Here is a 16,856-nt window from a genome sequence, read left to right on the forward strand (position 1 = left end):
AGGGGGAGGAGCTGGGCGCCTTCCGGCAGGAGGGTGGCGGGGTCGTCGGGCAGGAGGCCGATGAGCCGTTTGCGGTCGGGCCGGGAGGTGTCGGGACGGGCGTGGGAGCGTTTGCCGACGAAGTCGGGCTTGCGGCGGGAGACGATCCAGGACATGCCGAGGTCCTGCGGGGTGACGGTGCCGTCGGTCTCCTGGCCGACGATGGGGAAGCCCTTCTCGGCGCGCAGCACGTGCATGGCCTCCGTCCCGTACGGCACCGCGCCCAGGTCCAGCACCGCCTCCCAGAGCGCCCGCCCGTACGGCCAGGGCACGTTGACCTCGTACGCCAGCTCGCCGGAGAAGCTGATCCTGAACACCCGCCCGGCGACCCCGAGCACGGGGGTGTCCGCGTACCGCATGAAGGCCAGGTCCACGGCGTCCGGCGCGACGGCGGCGAGGACGCGGCGGGCGTGCGGACCGGCGACGGCGACGGTGGCCCAGTGGTCGGTGACCGAGGTGAGGCGGACGTCGAGGTGCGGCCATTCGGTCTGGTGCCATTCGTCCAGCCAGTCGAGCACGGCCGCCGCGTTGCCGGTGGTGGTGGTCATGAGGAAGTGGTCCTCGGCGAGCCTGGTGGTGGTGCCGTCGTCGAAGACCATCCCGTCGGCGGTGCACATCAGGCCGTAGCGGCACGCGCCGACGGCGAGCGTGGAGTACAGGTTCGTGTAGACGCGGTCCAGGAAGGCGCCGGCGTCGCGGCCCCGGATGTCGATCTTGCCGAGGGTGGAGGCGTCCATCGCGGCCACCCCGGTACGGGCGGCGCGGCATTCGCGCAGCACCGCCTCCCGCATGCTCTCGCCGGCGGCCGGGAAGTAGCGGGGCCGCTTCCACTGGCCCACGTCCTCGAACACGGCTCCCCTGGCGACATGCGCGTCGTGCATGGCCGTCGTCCTGACCGGGTCGGACAGCTCGCCCCTGGCGCGGCCGGCGAGCGTCGCGAAGGCCACCGGCACGTACGGCGCGCGGTACGTGGTCGTGCCGACCTGGCCGGGCGTGGCTCCCAGGAGCGCGGCCATGACGCCCACCACGAGCGCGCCCGAGGTCTTGCCCTGGTCGGCGCCGGTGCCGGCGGTGGTGTAGCGCTTGACGTGCTCGACGGAGCGCATCCCGGCGCCGGTGGCCCTGGCCAGGTCCGCCACGGTCACGTCCCGCTGGAGGTCGACGAACGCGGTGGGGTCGGGGGCGAGCTCCCCCCAGTACGCCGCCCCGTACGCCACGGCCTCGCGGTCCGCAGCGGGGCGCGGGGTGGGACGCCCCCCGGTCCCCCGGGCCGCTTCGAGCCCGGCGGCGTGGCCGTCCTCGATCGCGCGGGCGGTGCCGTACAGGCCGCGGCAGGCGCCGGCGGACCGCTCGGCCTGGGCGGACGGGCCCGGCACGAACGCCTGGAGCCCGTCGTCGAACACGACCCGCCCCCGGGACTGGCTGAACAGATGGACGGCCGGGTTCCAGCCGCCCGCGACGGCGAGCAGGTCGGCGGCCACGTGCCGGCCGCCGACGCGGACGCCGATGAGCAGGCCGTCGCCGTCGGCCGTGGTCCCGGTGATCACGCCGCAGCGGGCTCCGGGGCGCGGGCCGGGGCGCGGGTCGACGACGGCGGCGATCTCCACCCCGGCCGCCTCCAGGTCGCGCGCCGCCTCGTACCCGGAGTCCGCGCACGCGTAGACGACCGCCCGCCGCCCCGGCCGGACCCCGTAGCGGTTGGCGTAGGCGCGGGCGGCGGAGGCGAGCATGACGCCGGGCCGGTCGTTGCCCGGGAAGGGCAGCGACCGCTCGTGCGCGCCGGTCGCGAGCACGACCCGGCTCGCCCGGAAGTGCCAGAGCCGTTCCCCGGCCTGCCGGCGCTCGACGGCGACCAGGTAGTTGTGGTCGTAGTAGCCGATCATCGACGTCCTGGTCAGGACGCGGACCTCGGGCATCGCCGCCAGCCGGCGCTCGGCCGAGGCCACCCACTCCAGCGGGGGCGCCCCGTCCAGCGGAACCCGGCTGCTGAGCAGGTCGCCGCCCAGGCGGGGCCGGTCGTCGACGAGGATGACCCGGACCCCGCACTCCCCGGCGGCCAGGGCGGCGGCCAGCCCGGCGGGGCCGCCGCCGACCACCAGCACCTCGCAGTGCAGGTACGCCTTGTCGCCGCGCGGCCCCTCAGCGGAGGGGCTGAGGCGGCCCTTGCCGCGCAGGCTCCACGCCTCCAGCCCGGCGCGCAGCTCGACGGTCGTGGCGGGCAGCATCGGGTCGGCGCCGACGCGGACGAGCGCGTTCGGCTCCTCGGGCCCGGCGGTGAAGACGCCGCGCGGGCGGCCCAGCTCGACGCTGCGCCCCACGCCGCGCTGCCCGGCGGCGAGCAGCGCGGAGGCGAGCGTGTCGCCCGGATGCCCGTGCAGCGGACGGCCGTCGAAGCGGAACGGAAGGGTGACGGAACGGTCGATCAGACCGCCGGAGGGCAGACGCGTCATGGAGGGGCATCCCGGATCTCGTGGGTGACCGTGTGGCGCTCGACGGTGAACCAGACGCGGCACCCGTGCACGTGGAACCACCGCTCGTGGAACCAGCCCTTGGGGTTGTCGCGCCGGAACACGTACCCGGCCCAGTCGTCGTCGGTGAGCTCGGCGGGGGTCTCGGGGTAGGCGATCCCGGCCTGGCCGCCGTAGTGGAACTCGTTCTCGTCGCGGGGGCCGCAGTGCGGGCAGGGGATGAGCATCATCAGTGCGCCACCGCCGCCGCGCCGTGCTCGTCGATGAGCGCCCCGGTGCCGAACCGCTCCAGGGCGAACGGCTCGGCCAGCGGATGGGGGACGCCGTGCGCGATCGTGTGCGCGTACACCGAGCCGGCGCCGGGCGTGGCCTTGAACCCGCCGGTGCCCCAGCCCGCGTTCACGTACAGTCCGTCCACCGGAGTCAGGCCGATGACCGGCGAGGCGTCGGGCGAGACGTCCACGATGCCCGCCCAGGTGCGCAGCACGCGCACCCGGCTGAAGATCGGGAACAGCTCCAGCGCCGCCGCCATCTGCGCCTCGATCACGTGGAAGGCGCCGCGCTGCCCGTAGGAGTTGTAGGCGTCGATGCCCGCGCCCATCACCAGCTCGCCCTTGTGCGCCTGGCTCACGTAGACGTGCACCGCGTTCGACATGACGACGCAGTCGAGCACCGGTTCCAGCAGCTCCGACACCAGCGCCTGCAGCGGGTGCGACTGCAGCGGCAGCCTGATCCCGGCTCGTTCGGCCAGCACCGAGGTGTGCCCGGCGGCGGCGAGCGCGACCTTGCCCGCGGCGATCCTGCCGCGCGAGGTGAGCACCGCCCCGACCCGGCCGCCGGTGATCTCGAAGCCGGTGACCTCGCAGCCCTGGATCAGGTCGACCCCGTACGCGTCGGCCTTGCGGGCCAGCGCCCAGGCCACGTGGTCGTGCTTGGCGATGCCGCCCCGGCGCTGCAGCGTGCCGCCCAGGACGGGGTAGCGCGCCGAACCGGACACGTCGAGGACGGGGCAGAACTCCTTGACGTCGCCGGCGTCGAGCCATTCGGCGTCCACGCCGTTGAGCCGGTTGGCGTTGACCCGCCGCCTGCCCTCGCGCACGTCGCCGACGCTGTGGGCGAGGTTGAGCACGCCGCGCTGGCTGAACTGCAGGTCGTAGTCGAGCTCGTCGCTCAGCCCCTCCCACAGCTTGAGCGAGTGCTCGTAGAGCGCGGCGCTCTCGTCCCACAGGTAGTTGGAGCGGATGATCGTGGTGTTGCGTGCCATGTTGCCGCCGGCCAGCCAGCCTTTCTCCAGCACGGCCACGTCGGTGATGCCGTGGTCGCGGGCCAGGTAGTAGGCGGTGGCCAGGCCGTGGCCGCCGGCGCCGACGATGATCACGTCGTAGGCGGGTTTCGGGTCGGGGTCGCGCCACAGGAAGTCGGGGTGGGTCACCGTCGGATCTTCTCCATCTGCGGGTCGTACAGCGGCTCGGCGGCGACCTCGGCGGGAACCCGCCGTCCGAAGTAGGAAATATCCACATGTGTCCCTGGGGCCGTCAGCTCGATCGGCAGCCACGCGTACGCGATGGGCCGCCCGATCGTGTGCCCGTACGCGGCGCTGGTCACGTACCCGACCGTGCGGCCCGCGTGCCGGACCGGCTCCTTGCCCATGACCACCTCGGCGCTCAGCAACGGCACCAGCTTGCGGCTGATCTCGGTGGTGAGCGCGTCCCTGCCGACGAAGTCCTTGCCGGCCTTGACCGCGAAGCCCAGCCCGGCCTCGTACGGACCGTGCTCGGTGGTCATGTCGACCCCCCAGAGCCGGTAGCCCTTCTCCACCCGCAGGCTGTTGAACGCGGCCCGGCCGCCCGCGACCGGCAGCCCGGTGGCCCAGAGCGTGTCCCACAGCTTGAGCCCCAGGTCGGCGGTGGTGTAGAGCTCCCAGCCGAGCTCGCCCACGTACGAGACGCGCATCGCCGTCACCGGCACCAGACCCACGTAGCCGGATCTGCAGGTGAAGTAGCGGAAGCCCGCATGGGACAGGTCCATGTCGGTGAGCGGCTGGACCAGCTCCCTGGCGCGCGGCCCCCACACGCCGACGCAGCACGTCCCCGGCGTGATGTCGCGCACGTACACGTCGCCGGGCGCGTGCCGGGTGATCCAGTCGAGGTCCAGGTTGCCGTTCGCGCCGATCTGGAACCGGTCCTCCGCCAGCCGCGCCACCGTGAGGTCCGACCGGATCCCGCCCCCGGCGTCCAGGAGCAGCGTGTACGTGACCGAGCCCGGCTTCCTGTCGACGTCGTTGGTCATCAGCCGCTGCAGGAACGCCGCGGCCTTCGCCCCGCCGACCTCGATCCGCTTGAGCGGCGTCATGTCGTAGAGCGCGACGCCCTCCCGGGTGGCGTGCGACTCGGCGGCGGCGATCGGCGACCAGTGCCGCGCGGCCCATTCGTCACGCGGGCCGGCGCCCAGGACCGGCTCGCCGCCGAGCGGCTCCACGAGCGGCCGGTTCGCCTCGAACCAGTGCGGCCGCTCCCACCCGGCCGCCTCCAGGAAGTAGCCGCCCAGCTCACGCTGGCGCGCGTGGAACGGGCTGGTACGCATCGGGCGCGGCGCCAGCATGGGCTGGAGCGGGTGGATGACGTCGTAGACCTCGACGAAGTTCTGCTTGCCCCGCTCGGTGACGTAGGCGGGGGCGAGCTGGACCGGCTCGAACCGGCTCAGCTCGCACTCGTGCAGGTCGTACCCGGAGCGGCCGTCGACCAGCAACTCGGCGACGGCCCTGGCGACGCCCGCCGAGTGCGTCACCCAGACCGCCTCGGCCATCCAGAACCCGTCGAGCCCCGGCGCCTCGCCGATCAGCGGGAACCCGTCGGGCGTGAAGGAGAAGATCCCGTTGATCCCGTCCTGGTAGGCGACCTCCTTGAGCGCGGGCAGCAGCTCGGCCGCGTCGCGCCAGGCGGGCTCGAAGTCCTCCTCGGTGAACGCCCGCACCGACGGCATCGTGGTGCCCCCGGGGCCGATCTCGTGCTGGGCGACGGGCATGGGGCGGTGGGAGTAGGAGCCGACGCCGATCCGGTCGCCGTGGTGGCGGAAGTAGAGGTCGCGGTCCTGGTGACGCAGGATCGGCCCGGCCGCCGCTCCGGGCACCGGCGCCGACCTGGCGTACTGGTGGGCCAGCGGCTGCAACGGCACGGTGAGCCCGGCCATCGCGCCGATCGACGGCCCCCAGAACCCGGCGGCGCACACGACCACGTCCGCCTCGACGACCCGGTAGCCGTCGGCGCTCTCGACGGCCACGCCGGTGACCCGGCCGCCCTGGTGGTGCACGCCGACCACGGTGTGGCCGGCCAGGAAGCGGGCGCCGCGCCCGATCGCCCGCCCGGCCTGCGCCTCGCAGCAGCGCACGGCGGCGGCCAGCCCGTCGGTGGGCACGTGGAACCCGCCGAGCACCTTGCCGGGGTCGAGCAGCGGCCACAGCTCGGCGCAGCGGGCGGTGTCGACCAGGTGGCCCTCGACGCCCCACGACTCGGCCCAGCCCTGCTTGCGGTGCAGGTCGAGCCAGCGTTCCGGGGTGGTGGCCACCTCCAGGCCGCCGACCTGCTCGAAGCAGCCGAGCGCGGCGTACTTGCGCACGGTGTAGGCGGCGAACTCAGTCATGGTCTTGGACGGGTTCGTCTGGAAGACCAGGCCGGGGGCGTGGGAGGAGGAGCCGCCGGTGGCGAAGAGCGGCCCGCGGTCCAGCACGGTGACGTCGGTCCACCCCCGGCCGGTGAGCTCGTCGGCCAGGGCGCAGCCCACGATGCCGGCTCCAATGATCACGGTACGAGGCCGGCTCGCCATGGGCCCTCCGGTTGTTCCTTAATGCGCAACACGGACCGGATTACGCAACGAACATAAAGCCCGGCGCGATCCCCGACAAGGCCCGCGAATTGTCCGTTTCCCGGCGCAGCCCTACGCTGATGCCCGATGACGGGACGGTGAGCGGTGGCGCAACGGCGGTTACTGGAAGGGCTCGGGGTCAGCGTCGCCGAGGAGACGGCGTACCGGGCACTGCTGCGGCACGGCCCCGCCACGCTCAACGAGCTCGCCGGCGAGACCGGGGCCTCGGCGGGCGCCATCCGGCGGATGCTGCCCCGGCTGGAGGACCTCGGCCTGATCTCCCGCGTCGCGGGCCGGCCGCTGCGGGTCATCGCGACGCCCCCGAACGTGGCGATCGACGTGCTGGTGGCGCGGCGCCAGGAGGAGATCACGCACAGCCGCGCGGCGGCGGCGCTGCTCACGACCGAGATGGCCGACCGCACCGGGCCGCACCCCGAGGAGGTGCTGGAGGTGGTCAACGGCCGCGACGCCGTCGCCCGCCGCTACCTCCAGCTCGAACGCAACGCCACGGCCGAGATGCTCGTCCTGGTGCACCCGCCGTACGCGGTGGACATCAGCGACGACCAGGAGAACCTGCAGCGCGCCGCCCGCAAGGGCGCGCCGACGCGGGGCATCTACGGGCCGATGGCCTTCGAGGAGCCCGGCATGCTGGAACACACCCGCCGCGCGATCGCCGACGGCGAGCAGGCCAGGCTCGGCCAGGTGCCGGTCAAGCTGGCCATCGCCGACGGGCGCACGGCCATGCTGCCGCTGGTCTCCGACGAGAACCGGGCCGTGGAGAGCGCTCTCGTCGTGCACCCGTCGGCGCTGCTGGACGCGCTGGTCGGCCTGTTCGAGGTGCTGTGGCGGGCGGCGGTGCCGCTGCGGCTGTCGGCGGACGCGGTCGAGCCCGAGGCGTGGCCGCAACCGGCCGACAAGGAGGTGCTGGCGCTGCTGGCCGTCGGCCTGAAGGACGACGCGATAGCCCGCCAGCTCGGCCTCAGCCCGCGCACCGTGCAGCGCCGCGTGCAGGCGATCGCCGACCGGCTGGGCGCCCGCACCCGCTTCCACGCCGGCTTCCTGGCCGCCCGCCAGGACCTGCTCCCCTGACCTAGGTGATCAAAATCCCGCCGTCGACGGGCAGCGTCACCCCAGTGATGTACGAGGACGCGTCGCTCGCCAGGAAGATCGCGGCGGCGACCAGCTCGGCCGGATCGCCCGCCCGCCGCATGGGCACGCGCAGCTCCAGCATCGTCTCCAGATAGCCGGGCCTGTACTGCTCGGTCATCTCGGAGGCGAAGAACCCCGGCTCCAGGCAGTTGACCCGGATGCCGCGCCGCCCGGTCCACTGCTGGGCCAGATCGCGGGTCAGCCCGATCACCGCCGCCTTGGACGCGCTGTAGGCGGCCTGCGGCAGCCCGGCCGTGGTCTCGCCGAGGATGCTGCCGATGTTGACGATCGACGAGCCGGGCCGCATCACCCTGGCGCACGCCTGCGCCATCCAGTAGGTGCCGTGCAGGTTGATGTCGACGACCTGCCGGAACTCCTCCGGCGTCTCGCGCAGCGCCGGCACGGCGGTGCCGACGCCCGCGTTGTTGATCAGCACGTCGACGCCGCCCAGCCCGTCGACGGCGGCCGCGACCAGGGCGTCGCAGTCTTCGACCCGCGTCACGTCGGTGGGGACGGCCAGGCACCGGCGGCCGGTCTCCTCGACCAGCCGCCGAGTCTCCGCCAGCCGGTCGGCCCGGCGGGCGCCGATCACGATGTCGGCCCCCGCCTCGGCCAGGCCGCGGGCGAAGGCGACGCCCAGCCCCGAGGACGCGCCGGTGACGACGGCGACCTTGCCGTCGAGGCTGAAGCGACCCAGCATGCTAGAGCCCGTACTCCTTGACGATCCGCTCGTGCCGCTCGACCTCGACGTCGACCTCGCGCGCCAGGTCGAGCCAGGCCAGCGGGTGCGACCAGCGCTCGGTGGCGTCGTCGAGCAGGGCGTCGACCTCGACCGCCGAGACGTCGGGCGGCACCGCGACCCAGCCGAACACGCCGGGGATCTGCTCGCCGCTCGTCGGGTGGGTGACCTTGTAGTTCTCGTCGCTGTAGACCCACATCGGCCAGCCGCGCTCGGCCATGACCTCGGTGAACTCGGTCCAGTCGGCCTCGTTCGGCGCGGCGCCGTCGAAGAAGTAGCTGGTGTAGCCGCCGGGGCGCAGGATGCTGACCGCGGCGAACGGGGGCACGAAGTTCTGCTGCTCCTGGGGGTCTTCGGGCAGCGGCTCCAGCAGCTGCGGGTCGAAGACGACCAGGTCGCCCGCGTTGTACTCCATCCCGCGCGGCTGCGGCAGGGCGAGCCGGGCGGTGGCGGGGCCGGTGCGGATGGACAGCACCTGGCGCTGGCCGCCGTCGGGCGCCGGGAGGATGACCCGGATGAGGCCCATCTCCTCCTCGATCGGCCCTTCCGTGGACTTGATCGGCATGCCGATCTTGGCGGCGCCCTTGCGCACGGTGTCCCAGTCCTCGGCGGCGGTCGCCATGACGATCATGCGCCAGACGTCCTCGTCGCCGAGCTCGTCGAGCGTCTCCAGCAGCGCCCCGGCGCCCCTGGCGTTCTCGTCGAGCTGCTGGGCGGCGCCGGCGAGCAGGCGGCGGGCCTCGACCCCGGCGCCGGCGGCCACCGCGTGCTGGGCGGCGTCGAGTGCCTCGGCCCAGCGCTCGCGGGCGCTGTGCAGGCGGGCCAGGGTCAGCCACTTGGCGTCGTGCGGCAGCTTGCCGGCCATCTGCTCCAGCCGCTCGTCCTGACGGGCCTCGATGAGCAGCGTGGTGAGGTAGGCGACGTCGTCGGTGTCGGCGGTGGCGATGTCGCCGCTGTCGACGAGCATCTGCCAGTAGATGTCGGCGCCGGAGGCCGGGTAGCCGAGGAAGCCGAGCGTGGTGGTGTGGCGGCGGGTCGCCTCGATGTCGTGGCCGGACAGCGGGGCCAGCCAGCCGACCCAGCGCTCGGGGTCGGCGTTGTAGCCGTCGGCGGCGTCGAAGAAGGCGACGCGCTCCTCCAGGGGTCCGGGCGCCTCGGGCTCGGTGGCGGCGTCGGCGGCGGCGCGCAGCGCGGCGATCCGCTCGGCCACGCCGGAGGCGTCGCGCAGCTCGCCGGCGCCCGACTCGGCCAGGTCGGCCAGCAGCCTGGCCTGCCACACGCCCTGCCGGGCGATCGCCAGGTCGCCCGCGACCAGCGCGAGCTCGACGCGGGCGCGGTAGCCGCCCATCATGCCGAAGTAGTCGATCCACTGGCGCAGCACGCGGCCGAGCTGCCAGGTGTTGGTGATCTGGGACGAGCTCGCCAGCAGGCTGACGGCGCGGGCCCACTCGACGAAGACCCTCGGGTGCTCGCCGACCACGTCGAGGTCGGGCAGCGCGTCGACGGCCTCGGAAGCGCGGCCCAGAGTGCCCAGGATGAGGGCGCGGCGGACGCCGTCGCGGTGGTCCTTGGCGACCGGGTCGTCGGCCTGAAAGCCGGAGGCGGCCTGCAGCGCGGTGAGCGCGTCCTCGGCGCGGCCGTCGGCGAGCAGCGCGCGGGCGCTCTCGGCGCCCAGTTCCCAGCTCGCCTCGCGGCCGGCGGCGCGCAGCCCCTCGACGGCGGACTCGGCGTAGGTGACGGCCTCGCCGGCCCGGCCGGCGTCGACGAGGGCCGCGACGTACTGCGTCACGAGACCGGTGTAGGCCGGATCGGCGGGCTCGGCCCGCTCGATGGCGGCCCCCAGCTTCTCCAGGCGCTCGGCGGCGTAACCCGGGCCGTCGGCGTTGGCCCAGGCGATGGCGAGCGCCTCGACCGCGGCCGGCGTGGCCGGGCAGGAGCGCACCTCTTCGCGCTGGGCGAACGCGAGAAGGTGCTCGGCGTCCTCGATCGCGACCGCGCCCTGGGCGCGGTCGCCGATGCGGCCGACCAGGTGCCAATAGCGGGCGTAGAACTCCAGCCAGGGCAGCTCCAGGGTGTCCGCCTGCTGCGCGATGGCCGGGGCCATCACGTCGAGCTGCGGGTAGCGCCCTTCATAGGCCTGTGCGGGGAGGTCTCCCAGCGCCATGGCGAGGCCGACGTTGCCCGCCTCAGAAAGCTGCTGCTGGGTTTCGCCGACCCAGGCCCAGATGTCCACGTCCATGGGCAGTCAGTCTGCCAGGTCAATCAGCGTGCCCAAAACGCAGAAGCTCGATGAGCTCGTCCGATTCGTCATCGTTGAGGGTAGAAAACACCGGTGCCATCAGATCGTCGGTGACCTCTTCCACAGCGGCCCGGCGGGCGATCACCTCGGGGGCGGGCGTGGCGTACGGCTCGGGCCAGGTGAAGAAGCGGGCGATCACCTCTCCGGGGGCCGGGCCGAACGGGGTGCCGTCGTGCGCGGCGGCGAGCGTCGCGTCCAGCGGGTGCAGCCCGGCCGCGAGCACGGCGTTGGCGTGCAGGCCGCCGCGCAGTTCGCGGACCACGTGCAGGAGCTGCGCGGCCCGCGCGGGCGCGTCGTCGGCCAGGGGCACGGCCCGCCACCCGGCGAACAGCGGCGCGCCGACCGGCGAGGCCCGCTCGACGACCGGCTCCAGCAGCTCGGCGATCCTGGCGCAGCCGTCGTAGCCGCCGAGCTTGCGCCTGCCCCACTCCCGGCAGGCTTCGGCGTAGAGCTCCACGGCCTGCTCGACGGGCATCTTGCGGCCGCCGTTCCAGTTGTCGGCGACGTGCGCGGGCGGGAAGAAGACCGCCACGGAGACGACCACGTCCGCGTCGCACTCGCCGAGCACCCCGCAGCGTCCGCGGAAGTAGAGCTCGCGAGGGCCCAGGCCGTGCTCCTCGCAGATGGCCTTGGCCTCCCGGGAGACCATGAAGCCACCGCCGTAGTGCCCGATGGGCCCCTTGACCGCCACCGCCGTGGCTCGCGGGTCCGCCATCTCCACCCCTCTCGGTTCGGTGAGCAGACCCAGAATCCCTCAGGAGAACATCATTCTGCAAGCATCAGGTTCCCGGCGGCGACGATGGCGGCCGGGCCGCTCAGGTAGCTGGTCTCCTCGTCGAGGGTGACGGTGAGCGTGCCGCCGACCACCTCGACCGTCCAGGTGCCGGTGGTGTCGCCCGACAGCGCGGCCGCCGCGACCGCCGTGGCGACGGCGCCGGTGCCGCAGGAGCGGGTCTCACCGGAGCCGCGCTCGAAGACGCGCATCACCGCCCGGCTGGTGCCCACCGCGTTGAACAGCTCGATGTTGACCCCGGCCGGGAACACCCCCGGGTCGAAGTTCGGCTGGTGGGACAGGTCGAGCTGGACCACCGGGTCGCCGATCGAGCAGGCCAGGTGCGGGTTGCCCATGTCGACGCAGACGCCCTCGTACTCCTGACCGGCGACGGTCGTGACGCTGGTGCCGCCCACGCGCGGCTTGCCCATGTCGACTCTGACGTCGCCGGAGGGCTCCAGCCGCACCCGGCGGACTCCGCCCCGGGTCGCCACGCCGAACTCGTCCGCATCGAGCAGCCCGGCGTCGGCCAGGTAGCGGGCGAAGACGCGCACGCCGTTGCCGCACATCTCGGCCATGCTGCCGTCGGCGTTGCGGTAGTCCATGAACCACTCGGCCAGCCCGGCTTGATCGGCCACCTCGGGAGCCTGCTCGGTGCGCACCACCCGGAGCACGCCGTCGGCGCCGATCCCGGCCCGCCGGTCGCAGATCTTCTCGACCAGCGTGGCGGGCACGTCGAGCTCGCCGTCAGGGTCGGGGAGGATGACGAAATCGTTCTCGGTGCCGTGCCCCTTGAGAAAGCGCATGTTCGAATTTTAAGCGCAGCCTTCCCCCGCTATCCGCGCCAGGGACCGGTCGAGCAGGTCGGGGGCGTCGTAGGGCAGCCAGCACACCCGGGGATCGCGGCGGAACCACGACTCCTGCCGCCGGGCGAAACGCCTGGTGGCCCGGATCGTCTCCTCGCGGGCCTGCTCCTCGCTCCACTCCCCCCGCAGGAACCGGACGACCTGCGCGTAGCCGAGCGCCAGCCCGGCCGTGCGGCCCTCTGCCAGCCCCCGCCCGAGCAGCCCGCGCACCTCCTCCACCAGACCGGCCTCCCACATGCGGCCGACCCGGACGGCGATCCGCTCGTCGAGCTCGGGCCTGGGCACCTCCAGCCCGATCTGCACGCTGGGGTGGACCGCGTCGTAGGACGGCATCGTCGCCGAGAACGGCCGGCCGGAATGCTCGATCACCTCCAGCGCGCGCACGATGCGGCGGCCGTTGCTGGGCAGGATGACCGCCGCCGCGACGGGGTCGAGCCCGCGCAGCCGCTCGTGCATCGGCGCCGGCCCCGTCTCGGCCAGCTCCGCCTCCAGCCTGGCCCTGATCTCCGGGTCGGTGCCGGGGAACTCCAGGTCGTCGATCGCCGCCCGCACGTACAGGCCGCTGCCGCCGACCAGCACGGGCACGTCGACGGTCTCGATCAGCGCCCTGGCCAGCTTCTGGTACTCGGCCACGCTGGCCGTCACCGTGACGTCCCAGATGTCGAGCAGGTGGTGCGGCACCCCGCGCCGCTCCTCGGGGGTCAGCTTGGCGGTGCCGATGTCCATGCCGCGGTAGAGCTGCATGGAGTCGGCGTTGACGCACTCGCCGCCCAGCCGCAGCGCGATGTCCACGGCGAGATCGGACTTCCCGGCCGCGGTGGGGCCCACCACGGCGATGACTGGCTGTTCGCGCACACCGGCCACTTTCACAGATCGAGCAGCGTCGGCTGCAGGTAGCCCTCGTGGGTGAGCAGCCACCGCTTGGTCTCCACGCCCACGCCGCCGCTGAACCCGCCCAGCCCGTTGCCCGCGACCACCCGGTGACAGGGCACCACGATCGGCAGCGGGTTGGAGCCCATGATCGAGCCGATGCCGCGCGCGGGCACGTTCGAGCCGCTGCGCTCCGCCAGCTCACCGTAGGTGACGGCGGCGCCGTACGGGATCTCGTACAGGGCCTGCAGCACGCGGCGGCGCGAGCCGGACGTCAGGCGCCAGTCGATCGGCGTCTCGAAGCGCCGCAGCGCGCCGTCGAAATAAGCACGCAACTCCTCGGCCACGAAACCCGTACGATCCGGGTCATGAACTTCAGGCAGGCCGAGGCGGTCGCCCAGCCGCTCCCGGGCGCCCCAGCCCGACGCGGCCAGGCCGTCCTCGGTGACCGCCAGCACGAACGCGCCGACCGGCGTCGGCACCTCGGCGAACGCGACGGTTACGGCAGATGCGGCCATCATGTCCTCACGTGAGCTCGTGGTCCTCGGCACCTCCAGCGCGGTGCCGACCCGGCACCGCAACCACAATGGTTACCTTCTGCGCTGGGACGGCCAAGGCTACCTTTTCGACCCCGGCGAGGGGACGCAGAGGCAGATGCTGCACGCCGGGGTGAGCGCCCATGACGTGCACTGGATCTGCCTGACGCACTTCCACGGCGACCACTGCCTGGGTGTGCCCGGGGTCGTGCAGCGCATCGCCCGCGACCGGGTCCGGCATCCGGTGCGCGCCGTCTTCCCCGCCTCCGGGATGCCCTACTGGCGGCGGCTGCGGCACGCCGCCGTCTTCGCCGACACACAGGTCATCGAGGAGCACCCGGTCTCGGACGAGCACGCCGCGGTCGGCCCGCTCACCGCCCGCCGCCTGTCGCACCCCGTCGAGTCGTACGGCTACCGCGTCCAGGAGCCGCCCGGCATCCGCATGCTGCCCGACAAGCTGGCGGCGCACGGCATCCGCGGCCCGGAGGTGAGCGAGCTGCAGCGCACCGGGTCGGTGCGCGGCGTCACGCTCGCCCAGTGCAGCGTGCCCAGGCCGGGGCAGAGCGCCGCGTTCGTGATGGACACCCGGCTGTGCGACACCGTCTTCGAGCTCGCCAACGGGGCGGACCTGCTGGTGATCGAGTCGACGTTCCTGTCGGCGGAGAGCGCGCTGGCCAAGGAGTACGGGCATCTGACGGCGTTCGAGGCGGGCCTGGTGGCGGCCGACGCGGGCGTGCGGCGGCTGGTGCTCACGCACTTCTCCGAGCGCTACGGGCTCACCCAGGAGGCGGCGTTCCTGGAGGAGGTGCGGCGCTCGTTCGACGGCGAGGTGATCCTGGCCAGGGACCTCATGAAGATCCCGGTGCCGCGCCGCGCCGTTCCCATACGGCGGTGAAGTAGCCCACGCCGTAGGGTGCCGCCCGCGCGAGCAGCCGGCCGCCGAACCCGCCGCCCGCCGCCGCCCCGGCCAGCACCTGGAGCGCCGCCCGGCCGCCGGCCCAGAGCCGGTCGGCCTTGCCGGGGTCGAGCGCGGCCAGCGCCTCGTGGTCGCCGCCGGCGAGCGCGCCCGCCACCTGGTCGTCGTACGGGCCCGCCGCCGGGTCGTGGTGCCCCGGCGACTTCGCGGTCAGGCAGGCCGACCCGTCGGCCATCACGAGCATCGCCACCCGCCCGTCGCCGGCCAGCTCCGCGCCGAGCGCCAGGCACTCGTCCGGCTCGGCGCCGGACGCCACGGCCCGCAGCCGGACCGCGCCGAAGTCGTACGCGGCCCGCTCCAGCAGCCAGCGGCCGACGGTCAGCGACAGCGGCAGCACCGGCTCGCCCGCCCCGGTCGTGACGTCCACGCCGTAGGCGCGCAGCGAGCCCGCCGCCCACCCGTCGAACGTCCCGCCGGCGGCGGCCCCGCCGACGACCACGAGCCGGTCGGGCCCGGCGGAGCGCAGCGCGGCGACCGCCTCGTGACAGGCGGAGCGGAGGTCGTCCAGCTCGCCCTGGCCGGCGCCGGCCAGGGCGGGGACGAGCAGCGGGGTGTGCGGGCAGACGGCCGCGGCGACAAGCACAGGCGTCAGCGTAGTGGGGCCCCCGAGCCGTCACTCCCGGGGCTCGTAGGGGTCGCGCCCCCGCCCGATCGCCTCGATCATCCCCACCGCGTACGTGTGCGCGGCCTGGTGCAGCCCGTGCCCGTAGCTCACCCGGGCCACGCCCAGCCCGGCCAGCCGCGCCAGATCGGGCACCCCCGGCCTGAACAGGATGTTCACCGGCCCGGGAACCTCGGCCACCAGCGCCTCGATCTCCCTCTCGTCGGCCAGCCCGATGGGGTAGACGCAGTCGGCGCCCGCGTCCAGATAGGCCCGCGCCCGCGTCACCGCCGCCGCGCGGCCGGGGTCGCCGGTGATGTAGGTGTCGATCCTGGCGTTCACCACCAGCCCGGGGCCCGCCTCGGCCCGCACCGCCGCCAGGAACTTCGCCTGCGCCGCGATGTCCACGAGCTCGCCCGTGCGCGGGTCGGAGTCCTCCAGGTTGCAACCGACGGCGCCCGTGGCGGCCAGCCGCTCCGCCAGCTCGGCCGGCTCCAGCCCGAACCCGCGCTCCAGGTCGGCGGTCACCGGCACGTCCACGACCCGCGTGATGCGCGCAACCGCGGCCAGCATCTCCCCGACCGGGGTCTGCTCGCCGTCGTCGTAGCCCAGGACCCGGGCCACCGCCGCGCTCCCGGTCGCGACCGCCGGGAATCCCGCCTCCCGGACGGCCCGCGCCGACGCGGCGTCCCACACGTTGGGCAGGATCAGCGGTTCGCCGGGCACGTGCAGGGCCCGGAGGGCGGCGGCTCTGTCAATCGTCATGCCCGGAAGCCTACGAAGCGGTGGCCCGCGCCTGTAGGTCCAGTTCCGGCGGTTAACGCCGGACCACTTCGGGGGTCAGGGGAGCGCGGGGCGCGGTCCGGAGGGTGGACGGACGCGCATCCCCGCGCTGCCTTCACAGCCCGCGAAGGAGAACCCTGGTCAGCAGCCGTTCTTGGCGCACTGCCCGCTCACGCTGCCCGCCGGGCCGTCCGCCGGGGTGTCGGCGGGCTCCTCGGCCGGCTTGGGAGCGGTCGTGGGCTTCTTACCGGTGTTGTCGTCCTTCTTGCCGGCGGACCCCTCGTCGGAGGAGTCTCCGGTGTCGCCGGTCGTCGGGGTGCCGCCGGAGTCGGCGTCACCCTGGTCGGCGTCACCGGTGCCCGGGTCGCCGGCGGTATCGCCGACGCCGTCACCGACGCTGTCGTCGGGGGTCCCCTCGGACGGGGTGTCTGTCTTGGCGTCGCCCATCTCGGCCTCCTCCTCGCCCAGGAGTTCCTGCTCGGCGGGGTCGGGGGCGGGGTCGGCCTGTTGCTGCTGGGTCGAGGCGGGGGTCGTGCCTGCCGGGTCACCGGTCAGCAGGTAACCCGCTCCTCCGACGGCCAGGGCGACGGCGACGACGGAGGCGGCGATGATGGCGGTCTTCTTGTTGTTCCTGCCGGGTCTGCGACGGCGGTCGCCCGGCCCGTCGAGGATCTCCTGGCGATCCGGCTCGGTCGGATCTTGCATGGTGCTACAGCTCCCTGCGGTCGTATCGGGAAAGCTCTCCGGCTTCCGCGGGCGATGGACCACACTAGCCGCAACGGCTGAATGCTCGCGCAACAATCACAAAGGAATCACGACTTGTCCCCCCTTAGATCCATTCGCCCAGGTAGCTGGGGCCGCCTCGCGCCCGCCGCCGGGGTGATCGCGGTCCTGGCG

Annotated in this window: 15 protein-coding genes; 2 read left to right on the top strand and 13 right to left on the bottom strand. The window is 73.8% G+C overall.

Annotation, left to right across the window (positions count from 1 at the left end; translation table 11 throughout):
- The 4 genes from ADY59_RS30955 to ADY59_RS30970 form a co-directional block, all read right to left on the bottom strand.
- On the bottom strand, positions 1 to 2,489 hold a 2,489-nt coding region (locus tag ADY59_RS30955; protein WP_049569463.1), incomplete at its 3' end, for a 2Fe-2S iron-sulfur cluster-binding protein.
- Positions 2,486 to 2,737, bottom strand: a complete 252-nt coding sequence (locus ADY59_RS30960; RefSeq protein ID WP_049569464.1) for a sarcosine oxidase subunit delta — start codon at positions 2,735 to 2,737, stop codon at positions 2,486 to 2,488. The genes ADY59_RS30960 and ADY59_RS30955, both read right to left, overlap by 4 nt.
- Positions 2,737 to 3,939, bottom strand: coding sequence for a sarcosine oxidase subunit beta family protein (locus ADY59_RS30965; RefSeq protein WP_049569465.1), 1,203 nt, complete (start codon positions 3,937 to 3,939; stop codon positions 2,737 to 2,739). The genes ADY59_RS30960 and ADY59_RS30965 overlap by 1 nt, the downstream gene beginning before the upstream one ends.
- Positions 3,936 to 6,329 carry a GcvT family protein gene (locus ADY59_RS30970; RefSeq protein WP_049569466.1) on the bottom strand — a complete coding sequence of 798 codons (2,394 nt, stop codon included), beginning with the start codon at positions 6,327 to 6,329 and terminating at the stop codon, positions 3,936 to 3,938. Before ADY59_RS30970 ends, ADY59_RS30965 begins: the two co-directional genes overlap by 4 nt.
- A gap of 144 nt (positions 6,330 to 6,473) precedes the next feature.
- Between ADY59_RS30970 and ADY59_RS30975 the strand changes: the two genes are divergently transcribed.
- Positions 6,474 to 7,457 carry a helix-turn-helix transcriptional regulator gene (locus ADY59_RS30975; RefSeq protein WP_049569468.1) on the top strand — a complete coding sequence of 328 codons (984 nt, stop codon included), beginning with the start codon at positions 6,474 to 6,476 and terminating at the stop codon, positions 7,455 to 7,457.
- Between the two features lies 1 nt (position 7,458).
- On the opposite strand, the gene ADY59_RS30980 is transcribed toward ADY59_RS30975, so the two are convergent.
- Genes ADY59_RS30980 through ADY59_RS31005 form a run of 6 tightly spaced genes read right to left on the bottom strand, consistent with a single transcriptional unit; the run spans position 7,459 to position 13,584 of the window.
- Positions 7,459 to 8,217 carry an SDR family NAD(P)-dependent oxidoreductase gene (locus tag ADY59_RS30980; RefSeq protein ID WP_049569477.1) on the bottom strand — a complete coding sequence of 253 codons (759 nt, stop codon included), beginning with the start codon at positions 8,215 to 8,217 and terminating at the stop codon, positions 7,459 to 7,461.
- Position 8,218: 1 nt separating this feature from the next.
- Positions 8,219 to 10,495: a hypothetical protein gene (locus ADY59_RS30985; RefSeq protein WP_049569479.1), complete on the bottom strand. Its 2,277-nt coding sequence runs from the start codon at positions 10,493 to 10,495 to the stop codon at positions 8,219 to 8,221.
- Between the two features lie 19 nt (positions 10,496 to 10,514).
- Positions 10,515 to 11,270, bottom strand: coding sequence for an SCO6745 family protein (locus ADY59_RS30990; protein WP_231618979.1), 756 nt, complete (start codon positions 11,268 to 11,270; stop codon positions 10,515 to 10,517).
- A 50-nt stretch (positions 11,271 to 11,320) separates the two neighbouring features.
- Positions 11,321 to 12,133, bottom strand: a complete 813-nt coding sequence (dapF, locus tag ADY59_RS30995; RefSeq protein ID WP_049569481.1) for a diaminopimelate epimerase — start codon at positions 12,131 to 12,133, stop codon at positions 11,321 to 11,323.
- A 9-nt stretch (positions 12,134 to 12,142) separates the two neighbouring features.
- A complete protein-coding gene (miaA, locus tag ADY59_RS31000) occupies positions 12,143 to 13,048 on the bottom strand; it encodes a tRNA (adenosine(37)-N6)-dimethylallyltransferase MiaA (protein ID WP_082310538.1) in 906 nt (301 codons plus the stop codon).
- An 11-nt stretch (positions 13,049 to 13,059) separates the two neighbouring features.
- Positions 13,060 to 13,584 carry a methylated-DNA--[protein]-cysteine S-methyltransferase gene (locus ADY59_RS31005; protein WP_197093944.1) on the bottom strand — a complete coding sequence of 175 codons (525 nt, stop codon included), beginning with the start codon at positions 13,582 to 13,584 and terminating at the stop codon, positions 13,060 to 13,062.
- On the opposite strand from ADY59_RS31005, the gene ADY59_RS31010 reads away from it, so the two are divergent.
- Entirely contained in the window at positions 13,583 to 14,494 is a 912-nt protein-coding gene (locus ADY59_RS31010; protein ID WP_049569487.1) for a ribonuclease Z, read from the top strand. The two genes, ADY59_RS31005 and ADY59_RS31010, sit on opposite strands and share 2 nt — an antisense overlap.
- Here ADY59_RS31010 and ADY59_RS31015 read toward each other — a convergent pair.
- From ADY59_RS31015 to ADY59_RS31025, 3 genes are all read right to left on the bottom strand, one after another.
- Positions 14,448 to 15,158, bottom strand: a complete 711-nt coding sequence (locus ADY59_RS31015; protein WP_049569488.1) for a hypothetical protein — start codon at positions 15,156 to 15,158, stop codon at positions 14,448 to 14,450. The genes ADY59_RS31010 and ADY59_RS31015 overlap by 47 nt on opposite strands.
- Positions 15,159 to 15,188: 30 nt before the next feature.
- The gene (locus tag ADY59_RS31020) at positions 15,189 to 15,941 is read right to left on the bottom strand and encodes an isocitrate lyase/PEP mutase family protein (RefSeq protein ID WP_049569491.1); all 753 of its coding nucleotides are present in this window, start codon (positions 15,939 to 15,941) and stop codon (positions 15,189 to 15,191) included.
- A 159-nt stretch (positions 15,942 to 16,100) separates the two neighbouring features.
- Positions 16,101 to 16,664: a hypothetical protein gene (locus ADY59_RS31025; RefSeq protein WP_049569493.1), complete on the bottom strand. Its 564-nt coding sequence runs from the start codon at positions 16,662 to 16,664 to the stop codon at positions 16,101 to 16,103.
- Between the last annotated feature and the right edge of the window lie 192 nt (positions 16,665 to 16,856).

It is taken from the genome of Nonomuraea sp. SBT364 (assembly GCF_001083785.1).
Lineage (GTDB): Bacteria > Actinomycetota > Actinomycetes > Streptosporangiales > Streptosporangiaceae > Nonomuraea.